At 67.9% G+C, this 15,255-nt stretch carries 12 protein-coding genes; all 12 read left to right on the top strand.

The annotated features are described in order from the left end of the window. Positions 1-205 precede the first annotated feature (205 nt). On the top strand, positions 206-1,942 hold the full coding sequence (ilvD, locus tag IEQ11_RS04145) for a dihydroxy-acid dehydratase (protein WP_191821701.1): 1,737 nt from the start codon (positions 206-208) through the stop codon (positions 1,940-1,942). Positions 1,943-2,051: 109 nt separating this feature from the next. Continuing rightward, a complete protein-coding gene (ilvC, locus tag IEQ11_RS04140) occupies positions 2,052-3,086 on the top strand; it encodes a ketol-acid reductoisomerase (RefSeq protein ID WP_191821702.1) in 1,035 nt (344 codons plus the stop codon). Beyond that, positions 3,086-4,840 carry an acetolactate synthase 2 catalytic subunit gene (gene ilvG / locus IEQ11_RS04135; RefSeq protein WP_191821703.1) on the top strand — a complete coding sequence of 585 codons (1,755 nt, stop codon included), beginning with the start codon at positions 3,086-3,088 and terminating at the stop codon, positions 4,838-4,840. Before ilvC ends, ilvG begins: the two co-directional genes overlap by 1 nt. Beyond that, positions 4,824-5,060 (top strand): ACT domain-containing protein, encoded by a 237-nt coding sequence (locus tag IEQ11_RS04130; protein ID WP_036111253.1) that lies wholly within the window; start codon positions 4,824-4,826, stop codon positions 5,058-5,060. The genes ilvG and IEQ11_RS04130 overlap by 17 nt, the downstream gene beginning before the upstream one ends. Next, complete coding sequence (locus IEQ11_RS04125) at positions 5,051-6,088, top strand: aminotransferase class IV (RefSeq protein ID WP_191821704.1); 1,038 nt, start codon at positions 5,051-5,053, stop codon at positions 6,086-6,088. Before IEQ11_RS04130 ends, IEQ11_RS04125 begins: the two co-directional genes overlap by 10 nt. 2 nt (positions 6,089-6,090) lie before the next feature. Next, positions 6,091-7,239, top strand: coding sequence for a threonine dehydratase (locus IEQ11_RS04120; RefSeq protein ID WP_082124833.1), 1,149 nt, complete (start codon positions 6,091-6,093; stop codon positions 7,237-7,239). Next, the gene (locus IEQ11_RS04115) at positions 7,236-8,825 is read left to right on the top strand and encodes a 2-isopropylmalate synthase (protein ID WP_191821705.1); all 1,590 of its coding nucleotides are present in this window, start codon (positions 7,236-7,238) and stop codon (positions 8,823-8,825) included. Before IEQ11_RS04120 ends, IEQ11_RS04115 begins: the two co-directional genes overlap by 4 nt. A 182-nt stretch (positions 8,826-9,007) precedes the next feature. After that, the gene (gene leuC, locus IEQ11_RS04110) at positions 9,008-10,444 is read left to right on the top strand and encodes a 3-isopropylmalate dehydratase large subunit (protein ID WP_191821706.1); all 1,437 of its coding nucleotides are present in this window, start codon (positions 9,008-9,010) and stop codon (positions 10,442-10,444) included. After that, positions 10,444-11,088 (top strand): 3-isopropylmalate dehydratase small subunit, encoded by a 645-nt coding sequence (gene leuD, locus IEQ11_RS04105; RefSeq protein WP_046660125.1) that lies wholly within the window; start codon positions 10,444-10,446, stop codon positions 11,086-11,088. The genes leuC and leuD overlap by 1 nt, the downstream gene beginning before the upstream one ends. Next, entirely contained in the window at positions 11,078-12,166 is a 1,089-nt protein-coding gene (leuB, locus tag IEQ11_RS04100) for a 3-isopropylmalate dehydrogenase (RefSeq protein ID WP_191821707.1), read from the top strand. Before leuD ends, leuB begins: the two co-directional genes overlap by 11 nt. Before the next feature lie 295 nt (positions 12,167-12,461). Beyond that, positions 12,462-14,036: a glycerol-3-phosphate dehydrogenase gene (gene glpD / locus IEQ11_RS04095; protein ID WP_281439903.1), complete on the top strand. Its 1,575-nt coding sequence runs from the start codon at positions 12,462-12,464 to the stop codon at positions 14,034-14,036. Between the two features lie 491 nt (positions 14,037-14,527). Continuing rightward, complete coding sequence (locus tag IEQ11_RS04090; RefSeq protein ID WP_228464585.1) at positions 14,528-15,247, top strand: MIP/aquaporin family protein; 720 nt, start codon at positions 14,528-14,530, stop codon at positions 15,245-15,247. Positions 15,248-15,255: the final 8 nt, after the last annotated feature.

The raw sequence follows: 15,255 nt of genomic DNA, 5'->3' as shown, positions 1-15,255 counted from the left end.
TTATTCTCGTCCTCGTACTTATTACCGGGCTTACCAGCGCGGGAGTCGGGTTCGTGTAGAAAACCACACAATCCAAGGTCGAAAGAACCTCAACCCCGCGCCCAAAAGGCGCGGGGTTTTTCGTTTTACGGCCTCGGGTTCCTGAAAACACCGCACGCGGACGTGCGGGCACTGCGAAGGATTCGCGGCCAAGGAATCACCGTTCGTGAGAAGCAACGCCATCAAGCAAGGCCCGGCCCGAGCCCCCGCGCGCGCGATGCTGCGCGCCACGGGTCTGGACGACGCGGCCATCGCCAGACCGCTGGTCGCCGTCGTCCACACCTGGTCCGACGTGTCGCCGTGCAACATCACCCTGCGCGACCTGGCCCAGCACGTGCGTCGCGGCGTCGTCGACGGCGGCGGCACGCCGATCGAGTTCAACACCATCGCCGTCACCGACGGCATCGCGATGGGCACCGACGGCATGCGCGCCTCGCTGGCCTCGCGCGAAACCATCGCCGATTCGATCGAACTGGCCGTGTCCGGCCATTGCCTGGACGCGATGGTGCTGCTGGTCGGCTGCGACAAGACCATCCCAGCCGCGGCGATGGCGGCGGCGCGCCTGGATATCCCGACCGTGATTTTGTACGGCGGCACGATCATGCCGGGCCATTGCCCGTCGAAGAAAGGCGCCAGCGACGACAAGCCGCTGACCGTGCAGGACGTGTTCGAAGCGGTCGGCGCGCATTCGGCCGGGCGCATCGACGACAGCGAACTGCATCGCATCGAATCGCACGCCTGTCCCGGCGCCGGCGCCTGCGGCGGCCAGTTCACCGCCAACACCATGGCGATGGTGCTGACCTTCCTGGGCCTGTCGCCGCTGGGCTACAACGACATCCCCGCGATCCACGACGACAAGCCCGAAGCCGCGCGCCTGTGCGGCGAACTGGTCATGCAGCAGCTGCGCAACGGCGGTCCCACGCCGCGCACGCTGCTGACCCCGAACGCGCTGCGCAACGCCGCGCGCGCGGTCTCGGCCACTGCCGGGTCGACCAATGCCGCGCTGCATCTGCTGGCGATCGCGCACGAAGCCGGCGTCGCCTTCGACCTGGAAGAGTTCGAAGCCGCCGCGCGCACGCCGGTGATCGCCGACCTGAAACCCGGCGGACGCTACACCGCCGCGGAAATGTTCGAATTCGGCGGCGCGGCGCTGGTGGCGCGCGAGCTGAAGACGGCCGGTCTGATCGAGGATATTCCGACGGTCACCGGCCGTTCCTTTTTCGCCGAGCTGTCCGAAGCGGTGATGGCCGACGAACAGGACGTGGTGCGTCCGGTCGCCGATCCGATCAAGCCGCGCGGCGGTTACTCGATCATCTACGGCAACCTCGCGCCGGAAGGCTGCATTCTCAAGCTGGCCGGCCACGGCCGTGAATATTTCGAAGGCCCGGCGCGGGTGTTCGATTCGGAAGAAGCCGCGTTCGCCGCGGTGCAGGCGCGGCAGATCCAGGCCGGCGACATCGTGGTGATCCGCTTCGAAGGCCCGACCGGCGGCCCGGGCATGCGCGAGATGCTGGCGGTGACCGCGGCATTGGTCGGCCAGGGCCTGAGCAACGACGTCGCCTTGATCACCGACGGCCGTTTCAGCGGCGCCACCCACGGTTTCATGGTCGGCCACATCTCGCCGGAAGCCGCGCACGGCGGTCCGATCGCGCGTCTGCGCGAAGGCGACCGGGTCAGCATCGACGTCAAGACGCGCGCGTTGAACGTCGCCGCCGACTTGTCCACGCGCGAACCCGCGCGCATCGCGCCGCGCGTGACCACCGGCGTGCTGGCCAAGTACGCGAAGCTGGTTGGTTCGGCCTCGCAAGGCGCGGTCACCGCGCCCGGCCCGCTGCAATCGCCGCCGGCGAAAAAGATCGAAGCCACGTTAATCGAAGAACCCGCCCTTGTAGGAGCGGCGTAAGCCGCGAACGCGAAGGCCACCAGACATTCACGACTTCTGCAACGACGAATCGCGGCTCACGCCGCTCCTACCCCAAAAGCAAAACCTCACCTCCCCAGAGACCATCGACATGACCGCTACCACCTCCCGCCCCAAGATCGCCGTCGTCGGCTACGGCAGCCAGGGCCGCGCGCACGCGCTCAACCTTCGCGATTCGGGTTTCGACGTCACCGTCGGCCTGCGTCCGGGCGGCCCGACCGAACTGAAGGCCAAGGCCGACGGCTTCACCGTCAAGACCCCGGCCGAAGCCGTCGCCGAAGCCGAACTGGTCGCGGTGCTGACCCCCGACATGGTCCAGCCGCAGCTGTATCGCGACGTGATCGAACCCAACATCAAGCAAGGCGCCTGCCTGCTGTTCGCGCACGGCTTCAACGTGCATTACGGCCAGATCACCCCGCGCGCGGATCTCGATGTCGTACTGGTCGCACCGAAGGGTCCGGGCGCGCTGGTGCGCCGCGAATACGAAATCGGCCGCGGCGTGCCCAGCGTCTACGCCGTGCATCAGGACAAGACCGGTCGCGCCGAAGAGTTCGCCCTGACCTACTGCGGCGGCATCGGCGGCGCGCGTCAGAACGCGATCAAGACCACGTTCAAGGAAGAGACCGAAACCGATCTGTTCGGCGAGCAAGCCGTGCTGTGCGGCGGCGCGACCAAGCTGGTCCAGGCCGGTTGGGAAACCCTGGTCGAAGCCGGCTATCAGCCGGAAGTCGCCTATTACGAATGCCTGCACGAACTGAAGCTGATCGTCGACCTGTTCTACGAAGGCGGCGTGACCCGCATGCACGAATTCATCAGCGAGACCGCGCAGTATGGCGCGCTGACCCGCGGCACCTACATCGTCGACGATCACACCAAGGCGCAGATGCGCAAAGTCCTGACCGAGATCCAGGACGGCACCTTCGCCAAACAGTGGATCGCCGAATACGCCGCCGGCAACGCCAACTACAAGGCGCTCAAGCAAGGCGATCTGGAACATCCGATCGAAGCGGTCGGCAAGAAGCTGCGCGCGAACATGAAGTGGCTGGACAACGCGCCGAAAACACCGGCGGCCGCGCAGGCCGCTCCCGCCGCGACCCAGGGCGAACGACAGGAAGAGGCTGCCTGATGAACGGTGCCCGCTGGCTGGTGCAAGCACTGGCCGCAGAAGGGGTGGACGTGCTGTTCGGTTATCCGGGCGGCACGATCATGCCTTTCTACGATGCCCTGCACGGGTCGGACCTGAAACACATTCTGGTCCGTCACGAGCAAGGCGCGGCTTTCGCGGCGAACGGCTACGCCCGTGCCAGCGGGCGAGTCGGCGTGTGCGTAGCCACTTCCGGACCGGGTGCCTCTAACTTGGTCACCGGCATCGCCGACGCGATGCTGGACTCGGTGCCGATGGTGGCGATCACCGGGCAAGTCGCGACCTCGCTGATGGGCACCGACGCGTTCCAGGAACTGGACGTGTTCGGCATGACCATGCCGATCGTCAAGCACAGCTTCCTCGCTCGCAGCGTCGACGAGTTGCCGCGCATCGTCGCCGAAGCCTTCCGCCTGGCGCGCTCGGGCCGTCCCGGTCCGGTGCTGATCGATCTGCCCAAGGACGTGCAGAACCAGGATGCCTCGCACCTGGCCGCGCACGTGCCGCTGCCGACCGACCCGGTTGCGTCCGCGCCGGACGCGGCCTATCACGAAGCCGCGGCCTTGATCGCGCATGCGAAGAAGCCGCTGATCTACGGCGGCGGCGGCATCGCGCTGGGCGATGCGGTGCAGTCGTTCCGCGCCTTCGTCGAGGGCAGCCAGATCCCGTCGGTGCTGACCTTGAAGGGACTGGGCGCGCTGCCGGCCGAGCACGCCTTGAACCTGGGCATGCTCGGCATGCATGGCAACCGCGCGGCGAATCTGTCGGTGCAGGAATGCGATCTGCTGATCGTGGTCGGCGCGCGTTTCGACGATCGCGCCACCGGCAAGCTGGCCGAGTTCGCGCCGAACGCGCGCGTGGTGCATATGGACCTGGACGCCTGCGAGATCGGCAAGCTGCGTTATGCCGATGCCGCGGTGCAGGGCGACCTGCGCCGTTCGCTGGATGCGCTGACCCCGCCGGTCACCGCGCAACTGCAGGCCCGCAACGGCGGCGCGCGCCGCGCCTGGCGCGACACCTGCCTGCAACGCAAGCGCGACTGCGCGCCGCGTTACGACGCGCCCGGCGAAACCGTGTACGCGCCGGCGCTGCTGCGGCGCCTGTCGGAACTGGCGCCGGACGCCATCGTCTCGTGCGATGTCGGCCAGCACCAGATGTGGGTCGCGCAGCACTGGCAGTTCAACAACCCGCGCAAGCATCTGACCAGCGGCGCGCTGGGCGCGATGGGCTTCGGCGTTCCGGCCGCGCTGGGCGCGCAGTTGGAAAGCCCCGACGCGCAGGTCATCTGCGTCAGCGGCGACGGCTCGTTCCTGATGAACGTGCAGGAGCTGGCGACCATCGCGCGCTACCGCCTGCCGGTGAAGATCGTGCTACTCGACAACCAGGCGCTGGGCATGGTCCGGCAGTGGCAGGAACTGTTCTTCGAACGCCGCTATTCCGAAGTCGACCTGTCCGACAACCCGGACTTCTGCGCATTGGCCGCCGCGTTCGGAGTCAAGGCGATGTACGTCGACCGCGCCGACTCGGTCGAGGAAGCGCTGCACTACATGCTGCAGACCCCGGGTCCGGTGCTGCTGCACGTCGCCATCGACCAGGCCGCCAACGTCTGGCCGCTGGTTCCGCCGAATCACAACAACGCGCAGATGCTCGACCCGGAAGCGGGCGATGCCGATGCCATCACGAGTCTCACGCCACCCACCACCGCCGAAAAGGAGGACGCCCATGCGATACCAGCTTGAACTGACCCTGCGCCAGGCCGAAGGCGCGCTGGCTCGCGTACTGGGCGCCGCCGAACGCCGCGGTTTCCGTCCCCTGTCGGTGGACGGCGAAGCGCAACCCGACGGCGATCGCTGGCATCTGCGCATGACGGTGGAAGGCGATCGCGCCGACACCGCGTTGCAAAGCCAGCTCGCCAAGCTTTACGACTGTCTTGCCGTTGAGGTTTCTCCATGCAGCTGACCACCGAAATCGTCAATCAACCGGCCGCTACCGAAGCGGCGCATGGCGGCTTCGCGGCCGCCGCGGTTCGCGAACGCAGCTACACGCCTTCGCGCAATGAAACGGCTTCGACCGCGACTGAGCGTTCCGAGTCCCGCGCGCGTGGCGAAATCCCGGCGGCCACGGATCAACCCCTGGTGTGGTTCGACGGCCGCTTCATCGCCGGCGACGCGCCCGAAGCCCCGCTGACCACCCACGCCATGCACTACGGCACCGCGGTGTTCGAAGGTATCCGCAGCTACGCCACCGCCGACGCCGGCGCGGCGGTGTTCCGCCTGCCCGAGCACATGGAGCGCATGCGCAAGGGCGCGGACATGTTCGGCATCGACTTCGATATCGAACGCGCGACCCAGGCCACGCTCGCCACGCTGCGCGCCAACGGCCATCGCGACGCCTACATCCGTCCGCTGACCTGGATGGGCACCGGCAGCATCGGCCTGGACGTCGATCCGCTGACCCAGCACCTGATGATCGCGACCCTGGCCAAGGTCGTGCATCTGGGCGGCGCGCGCACCCGCCTGACCGTCTCGCCGTGGAAGCGCAATCCCGCCACCTCGATGCCTCCGCTCAAGCTCAGCGGCGCCTACGTCAATTCGATCCTGGCCAAGCGCGAAGCCAAGCAACGCGGTTTCGACGAAGCGCTGTTCACCGACGACAAGGGCTTCGTGGTCGAATGCACCGGCGCCAATGTGTTCATGGTCAAGAACTCGGTGATCACCTCGGTCGATCATCGCGATGCGCTGCCCGGCATCACCCGCGACACCATGATCGAACTGTCCGGGGCGCAATCGCGCGAAGTGACCCTGCACGAACTGCTCGACGCCGATGAAGTGTTCGTCTGCGGTACCGCCGCCGAAGCCACCGCGATCGCGGTGCTGGACCGCCGCGAATTCGGCGACAACCCGGTCACCCGCGAACTGGCCGCGCTGTACGCGCGCGTGGTGCGCGGACAGGAAAGCCGCTACGCCTCCTGGCTGACCCCGGTCTGATCATGGACTGCGACGTAGCCAGCCTGGCCCAGATCAGCGCCGCCGACTTGTTGGCGGCGCAGGCGCGGCTGCGCCGTTACCTGGACCCCACGCCGCTGCACCACGCCGAGCGCTTCGGCTGCTGGCTGAAGCTGGAGAACCTGCAGCGCACCGGTTCGTACAAGGTGCGCGGCGCGCTCAACGCGCTGCTGGCCGCGCGCGAACGCGGCGATCACCGCACGGTGATCGCCGCCTCGGCCGGCAATCACGCGCAAGGCCTGGCCTGGGCCGCGTACCGCCTGGGCGTCAATGTGATCACGGTGATGCCGCGCTGCGCGCCGCAGACCAAGATCGCCGGTGTCGCCCATTGGGGCGCGACCGTGCGTCTGCACGGCGACACCTACGACGAAGCCAAGGCCTTCGCGATCGAACTGGCCGATCAGCACGACTACCGCTTGCTGTCGGCGTTCGACGACCCCGACGTGATCGCCGGACAAGGCACGGTCGCGCTGGAACTGGCCGCGTTCGCGCCCGACGTGATGCTGGTACCGATCGGCGGCGGCGGCCTGGCCGCCGGCGTCGCGATCGCGCTGAAGTCGGAACTGCTGTCGGGTTCGGCCGCGGCCAGGCGCGTGCGGGTGATCGGCGCGCAGGTCGAAGGCGTCGACTCGATGGCGCGCGCCTTGCGCGGCGATCGCCGCCTGATCGAACCGGCCGCGACCCTGGCCGACGGCGTGCGCGTGAAAGATCCCGGCCGACTGACCGAACGCGTGCTCAGCACCTTGCTCGACGACGTGGTGATCGTGCGCGAAGCCGAACTGCGCGAAACCCTGGTCCGTCTGGCCCTGGAAGAACACATCATCGCCGAAGGCGCCGGCGCGCTGGCGCTGGCCGCCGGCCGGCGCATCGCCGGCAAGCGCAAATGCGCGGTGGTCTCCGGCGGCAATCTCGATGCCGGCGTGCTCGCGCGCCTGCTGTCGGAAGTGCGTCCGCGCGCGCCGCGCCGTCCGCGCCGCCGCGCCCGCGAAGCGCTCGGCCGCGACACCGCCGTCGAGGCGGACATTTACAAGCTCGCCAATCTTTCCTTCGACTCCGCGGCCCAACCGGCGCGGACGCACACAGCAAGCCCTTCCCCGCAGCATTCAGACGCAACAGAGGAACTGCCCGCATGAACGATCCGTCCGGCCCGGTAACGCCCATTACCGACGCCCAGCCCCACGTCACGATCTTCGACACCAGCCTGCGCGACGGCGAACAGTCGCCCGGCTGCAGCATGAGCGCCACGCAGAAGCTCCGCTTCGCGCACGCCCTCAGCGAACTCGGCGTGGACGTGATCGAAGCCGGATTTCCCGCCAGTTCCGAAGCCGACCTCGAAGCCACCCGCGCGATCGTGCGCGAAGTGCGCGGCTCCACCCTTGCCACTCTGGCGCGTTGCCACCCGGGCGACATCGAAGCCTGCGCGCGCGCGCTCGAAGGCGCGGCCAAGCCGCGCATCCACGTGTTCATCTCGACCAGCCCGCTGCACCGCCAGCACAAGTTGAACCTGGACAAGCAGCAGGTGCTCGAGCGCGCGGTCGCGGCGGTCGAACAAGCGCGCAAGTACGTCGACGATGTCGAGTTCTCGGCCGAGGACGCGCTGCGCACCGAACACGACTATCTGGCCGAAATCTGCAGCGCCGCGGTCGCCGCCGGCGCGCGCACCTTGAACATCCCCGACACGGTCGGCTACACCACCCCGAGCGAAATTCGCGCGTTGTTCGAATACCTGCGCGCCACCGTCCGCGATGCCGACCAAGCCGTATTCAGCGCGCACTGCCACAACGACCTGGGCCTGGCGGTGGCCAACAGCCTGGCCGCGATCGAAGGCGGCGCGCGTCAGGTCGAATGCACCGTCAACGGCATCGGCGAACGCGCCGGCAACTGCGCGCTCGAAGAACTGGTGATGGCGCTGCGCGTGCGCAACGCCTACTACGGCGTCGGCACCCGCATCGACACGCGCCGTCTGGTGCCGACCTCGCGTCTGCTGTCGCGCATCACCGGCATGGTGGTCCAGCGCAACAAGGCGATCGTCGGCCAGAACGCGTTCGCGCACGAGTCGGGCATCCATCAGCACGGCATGCTCAAGCATCGCGGCACCTACGAGATCATGCATCCGGAAACCGTCGGCTGGGCGCAGTCGCAGATGGTGATGGGCCGCCACAGCGGCCGCGCCGCATTGAGCGATCGCCTGCAGACCTTGGGCTTCACCCTGGACGAAGCGCGCTTGAACGCGGTGTTCGCGGCGTTCAAGACCTTGGCCGAGAAGAAGCGCGAAGTATTCGACGCCGACCTGGAAGCGCTGGTGCTCGGCGCCGACGCCAAGGCCGCGCGCGGTTATCGCCTGGTGCGCGCGCATGTCAGCACCGGCGTGTCCGACGGCAGCCTGCCGACCGCGAGCGTGCAACTGGTCGATCCCGAAGGCGCGACGGTCAGCGAAGCCGCGGTCGGCGACGGCCCGGTGCATGCGCTGTTCGCCGCGTTGGCGCGCGCGACCGGCGTGGCGCTGCGCATCGACAGCTACAACGTGTCCAGCGTGACCACCGGCGACGACGCCCAGGGCCAGGCCAGCGTGACCGCGCGCGTGGACGGCGTGGAACTGACCGGCTCGGGCACCAGCACCGACATCATCGAGGCCAGCGCGCTGGCCTGGCTGGAGTTGGCCAATCGGATGCATCGCACGCAACAGGCACCGCAGAAGCGACTAGCCGCAACCGCCTGATCGAGCCCCCTCTCCCGCTTGCGGGAGAGGGGTTGGGGTGAGGGCCTAAGGATCGCCGCGAATCCAACAACGCGACAGCCAAAGCGCCCTCATCCCAGCCTTCTCCCGCAAGCGGGAGAAGGAGCCAAAGACAACAGCCAAACCATGCTCAAGCCGAACGCCAAAGCGAACTAACTCAACTCATGACCACACCCACCACCTTGTTCGAAAAACTGTGGAACGCGCACCTGGTCGCGCCCGAAAGCGACGCCGCGCCCGCCGTGCTCTACATCGATCTGCACCTGATCCACGAGGTCACCTCGCCGCAGGCCTTCGCCGAACTCGAAGCGCGCGGCCTGTCGCCGCGCCGGCCCGAGCTGACCAAGGGCACCCTCGATCACTCCACCCCGACCTTGCCCGCCGGCAACGACGGCCGTCTGCCCTACTACACCGCCGAGGCCGAGCATCAGGTCGAGACCCTGCGCCGCAACTGCGAACGCCATGGCGTGGAGCTGTTCGATTTCGACAGCGAACACCGCGGCATCGTCCACGTGATCGGCCCCGAACTGGGCCTGACCCAGCCCGGCCAGACCATCGTCTGCGGCGACAGCCACACCGCCACCCACGGCGCGTTCGGCGCGCTGGCGTTCGGCATCGGCACCAGCGAAGTCGGCCACGTGCTGGCGACCCAGTGCCTGCTGCAACGCCGCGCCAAGACCCTGGCGATCAACGTCGAAGGCGAACTCGCGCCCGGCGTCGGCGCGAAGGATCTGATCCTGCACGTCATCGGCGAGATCGGCGTCAACGGCGGCACCGGCCACGTCATCGAATACCGCGGCTCGACCATCCGCGCGCTGTCGATGGACGAACGCATGACCGTCTGCAACATGTCGATCGAAGCCGGCGCGCGCGCCGGCCTGATCGCGCCCGATCAAGTCACTTTCGATTATCTGGCCAAGACCCCGCGCGCGCCGCGCGGCGCCGACTGGGACCGCGCGGTCGCGCGCTGGAGCGAGTTCAAGACCGACGACGGCGCCAGCTTCGATCGCGAAGTGCATATCGACGCCAGCGCGATCAAGCCGACCCTGACCTGGGGCACGCATCCGGGCCAGGTCGCGGCGATCGACGCGCGCCTGCCGCAGGGACGCGACGCCGACGAAGCCAAGGCGCTGGCCTACATGGGCTTCGACGGCGGCGCGGCGATGGCCGGTCGACCGGTCGATGTGGTGTTCGTCGGCAGCTGCACCAATTCGCGCCTGTCCGATCTGCGCCAAGCCGCCGAGGTGCTGCGCGGCCGCCACGTGCATCCGCGCGTGCGCATGCTGGTGGTGCCCGGGTCCGAGCAGGTCAAGCGCGACGCCGAGGCCGAAGGCATCGATGCGGTGGTGCGCGCGGCCGGCGCCGAATGGCGCGAGCCGGGCTGCTCGATGTGCATCGCCATGAACGGCGATCTGGTCGGCGCCGGCCAGTTGGCGGTGTCCACCAGCAATCGCAACTTCGAAGGCCGCCAGGGCAAGGGCGCGCGCACCTTGCTGGCCTCGCCGCTGACCGCCGCCGCGTGCGCGGTCGCCGGGCACGTGGTCGATCCGCGCGATTACCTCAACCCAGCGTTCAACCCGTCGATCAAGGAGGTCGCGTGATGTCCGCATCCATCCATGCCGCGTCCGCCGAGGCCGGCTTCGTCGAACTGATCTCGCGCACCGCGGTGCTGCGCGAACGCAATATCGACACCGACCAGATCATTCCCGCGCGTTTCCTGACCACCACCGAACGCAAGGGCCTGGGCCGGTTCGCCTTCAACGACTGGCGTTACCTCGCCGACGGTTCGCCCAATCCGGAGTTCGAGCTCAACAAACCGCACAACGCCGGCGCCGCGATCCTGGTCGCCGGGCGCAACTTCGGTTGCGGCTCCTCGCGCGAACACGCGCCGTGGGCCTTGACCGACCTCGGCCTGCGCGCGGTGATCAGCAGCGAGATCGCCGACATCTTCCGCAGCAACGCGCTCAAGAACGGGCTGCTGCCGATCGTGGTCGCGCAGGACCTGCTCGATGAGCTGCTGGACCAACCCGGGATCGAACTGCGCATCGATGTGCGCACGCGCAGCCTGCATTTGCCCGACGGCCGCGCGGTCGAGTTCCCGCTCGACGCCTTCGCCCAGACCTGCCTGATCGAAGGCGTCGATCAGCTCGGTTATCTGCTGCGTCAGATCGACGCCATCCACCATTTCGAACAGCGTCGCGAGGCGGCGCGGAACACTACACAGGAGCAAACCCATGCGCGCTGACATCGTCGTTCTGCCGGGCGACGGCATCGGTCCGGAAGTCACCGCCGCCGCGGTCGAAGTGCTGCGCGCGGTCGCGACCCGTTACGGCCATCAATTCCATCTGCACGAACACGCGATCGGCGGCGCCGCGATCGACGCCACCGGCGAACCGCTGCCGGCGGCCACCCTGGATGCCTGCCGCCGCGCCGACGCGGTGCTGCTCGGCGCGGTCGGCGGGCCGAAGTGGTCCGATCCCAAGGCCAAGGTGCGTCCCGAGCAAGGCCTGCTGGCGCTGCGCAAGGGGCTGGGCCTGTACGCCAATCTGCGCCCGGTGCAGCCGCATGCCGCGACGCTCGGCGCCTCGCCGATCAAGCCGCACCTGCTGGCCGGGGTCGACCTGATCGTGGTGCGCGAACTCACCGGCGGCATCTATTTCGGCCAGAAGCAGCGCGGCGAAACCACCGCCAGCGATCTGTGCGAATACAGCGTCGAGGAAATCGAACGGGTCGTGCGCCGCGCCTGCCAACTCGCGCGCGGACGCCGCAACCACGTGGTCTCGGTCGACAAGGCCAACGTGCTGGAAACCTCGCGGCTGTGGCGCGAAGTCGCCACGCGGTTGGCGCGCGACGAATTCCCCGATGTCACCGTGGAGCATCAGCTGGTCGACTCGATGGCCATGCACCTGATCGCCAAGCCGCGCGCGTTCGACGTGATCGTCACCGAGAACATGTTCGGCGACATCCTCACCGACGAGGCCTCGATGCTGGCCGGTTCGCTGGGCCTGTTGCCGTCGGCGTCGCTGGGCGAAGGCAAGGTCGGCCTGTACGAACCGATCCACGGCTCGGCCCCGGACATCGCCGGCCGCGGCATCGCCAACCCCTGCGGCACCATCCTCAGCGCGGCGATGCTGTTGCGCCATTCGCTGGGCCTGCAGGCCGAAGCCGAATGCATCGAGCAGGCGGTCGCCGCGGTCCTGGACGCCGGCGTGCTCACCGCCGACCTGGCGCCCGCCGGTCAGGCCGCGACCACCGCGGACGTCACCGCGGCGGTGCTGGCCCAGCTGGAATTGCCGTGCCAGATCGCCGAGTTGCGCGACTGAGCCGGCCCGGCAGACCACGCGACCGCGCCGTTATCGAAAAGCAAACCCCGTGAGTGCCCCGCTGTAAAACAAGCACGTCATAAGAGCGATCCATGCAGTGGTATACCCCTTCCCGGTGCCGAGAGGCACCGGGATTTTTTTGCCTGGCCCGCGGCGTCGCGTCCCGCGCATCCGACACAATCCCCTCACCCGCCATTGATGTGAACCCAGGCAACAATCGCGCGGTAACCGTATGCCATCATCCTGATGTGTCCTGGGTCGGCGACGCGCGACCCGCAGCCAGTCGCGGGAGCGCATGACCGAGCACGAAGTATCCGGCGTCGACCCGCCCGCTGTTGACCAGCCTGGCGCCGTCGAGCCCGTTGTCGATCTGCCCGAAGTCGATCTGCTGATCGTCGGCGGCGGCATCAACGGCGTGGCGATCGCGCGCGACGCCGCCGGCCGCGGTCTGTCGGTGCTGCTGTGCGAACGCGACGACATCGCCTCGCACACCTCCAGCGCCAGCACCAAGCTCATCCATGGCGGCCTGCGCTATCTGGAACAGTTCGAGTTCGCCCTGGTCGGCAAGGCCCTGGCCGAACGCAAGCGGCTGTTGCGGATGGCGCCGCACATCATCTGGCCGCTGCGCTTCGTGCTGCCGCATCAGCCGCATCTGCGCCCGGCGTGGATGATCCGCATCGGCCTGTTCCTGTACGACCGCCTCGGCGGCCGGCGCGGACGCGACCTGCCGGGTTCGCGCTCGGTCAACCTGCGCAAGCACATCGCCGGACGGCCGCTGCGCGACGAATTCTTCCGCGGTTTCGTCTATTCCGATGCCTGGGTGCAGGACGCGCGCCTGGCCGTGCTCAATGCGATGGACGCGAGCGAACGCGGCGCGCGCGTGCTGACCCGCACCGCCTGCGTGCATGCGCAACGCGGCGCCGACCACTGGGACGTGCAACTGCGCGGCGCCGACGGCGCGACCCGCCGCGTGCGCGCGCACGCCCTGGTCAACGCCACCGGCCCGTGGGCGGTGAGCTTCCTCGACCAGGTCGCGCACGTCGCGCATTCGCACAACCTGCGCCTGATCAAGGGCAGCCACATCGTCGTGCCCAGGCTGTTCGATCACGATCACGCCTACATCTTCCAGCAGCCCGACCGGCGCATCGTGTTCGCGATCCCCTACGAACACGACTACACCCTGATCGGCACCACCGATGTCGACTACCAGGCCGATCCGTCGGCGCCGCGCATCGACGACAGCGAAACCACCTACCTGTGCGAGGCGGCTTCGCGCTATTTCAAGCAGCCGATCCAGCCGAGCGATGTGGTGTGGACCTACAGCGGCGTGCGTCCTTTGCTCGACGACGACAGCGACAAGGCCTCGGAGATCACCCGAGACTACCTGCTGCTGCTCGACCGCGAGGGCGCGCCCCTGCTCAATATCTTCGGCGGCAAGCTGACCACCTCGCGCAAGCTCGCCGAAGAAGCCTGCGACACCTTGTCGCCGCTGTTCGGCGCGCCGCGCGCGGCCTGGACCGGCGACGCGCCGCTGCCGGGCGGCGATCTGCCCGGCGCGGACTTCGAAGCCTTCCATGAGGATTTCAGCCTGCGCCGCCCGTGGCTGCCCGATGCGCTGGCCTTGCGGCTGTGCCGCAACTACGGCAGCCGCGCGTTGCGCATCGTCGAGAGTTGCGTGCGTCTGGAGGAGTTGGGTGAATGCTTCGGCGCGGATCTGTATCGCGCCGAGGTGGATTACCTGATCGATTGCGAGTGGGCGCGGACGGCGGAGGATATTTTGTGGCGCCGGTCAAAGCTTGGTTTGCGCTTCAGCCCGGCGCAAGGCGAAGCCTTGCAGCGCTACGTGGCGCAACGCGTTGGCGACGCATGAACCCGCTTCCACGCCAGCCACGGTCATCCCCTGTAGGAGCGGCGCGAGCCGCGACCGCGACCTCGCGATTGCGTCGTAACCGTGATGTCGCGGTCGCGGCTTGCGCCGCTCCTACAGGTCGATACGAACCTGCCGGAATGCCGGGTGTTTCAATATCCCCGCCAATGTATCGACCAATTGTCCGTAATTCCCACGAAGACGCGCTCAGCCTTACTTCGGCGCAGCCGAACATCCAGCGACTTTGTACTGCAAGACTTCATGCGTTCTCGCACGAAAGGCACTGGATGTTCGGCTGCGCCGAAGTAAGGCTGAGCCCGCGTTCGCGGGAATGACGGGCTGGGGGGATTCGCGCGTGTCGGGTGATAAGCGATAAGCGATAAGCGATAAGCGATAAGAAAAATAGAACAACCCACCGGCATTCGCATTACCCAGTACCACCCAGCAGCACCCAAAACAATAAGCACCACCCAGCACCAGGGAGATCCACCGCAATGGCCACACCGATGTCGCAATACCTCAGCGAATTCATCGCCACCGGCATGCTGATCCTGCTCGGCAACGGCGTGGTCGCCGGCGCGCTGTTGAACAAATCCAAGGCGCAGGGCGCCGGCTGGGGGGTGATCACCGCGGCCTGGGGCCTGGCGGTGTTGATCGGCATCTTCATCGCCGGCCCGACCAGCGGCGCGATCATGAATCCCGCGCTCACCATCGCCCTGGGCGCGATCGGAAAGCTGTCGTGGGCGGTGGTGCCCGGCTTCGTCGTCGCGCAGATCGCCGGCGCCTTCGCCGGCGCGACCCTGGTCTGGCTCGCCTATCTCGCGCATTGGAAAGTCAGCGACGATCCCGCCGCCAAGCTCGCGATCTTCTGCACCGCGCCGGCGATCCGCGATACCAAGGCCAATGTGCTGACCGAAGTCATCGGCACTTTCGCCCTGACCTTCGGCGCGCTCGCGGTCGGCGCCAATTCGCTGGCGCCCGGGATGGGGCCGCTCGGCGTCGGCCTGCTGGTGGTCGTCGTCGGCATGTCGCTCGGCGGCCCGACCGGTTATGCGATCAACCCCGCGCGCGATCTCGGCCCGCGCATCGCCCACGCCCTGCTGCCGATCGCCGGCAAGGGCGGCTCGGACTGGGGCTATGCGTGGGTGCCCGTGGTCGCGCCGATCATTGGCGCACTGATCGGGGCGTTCGCGTTCGTGGCTGTTTACGGCTAAAAGCCGGG

Origin of the sequence: Lysobacter capsici (assembly GCF_014779555.2) — a bacterium.
In the GTDB taxonomy this organism is placed as follows: Bacteria; Pseudomonadota; Gammaproteobacteria; order Xanthomonadales; family Xanthomonadaceae; genus Lysobacter; species Lysobacter capsici.
This window is presented reverse-complemented; position numbering and strand designations above follow the sequence as displayed.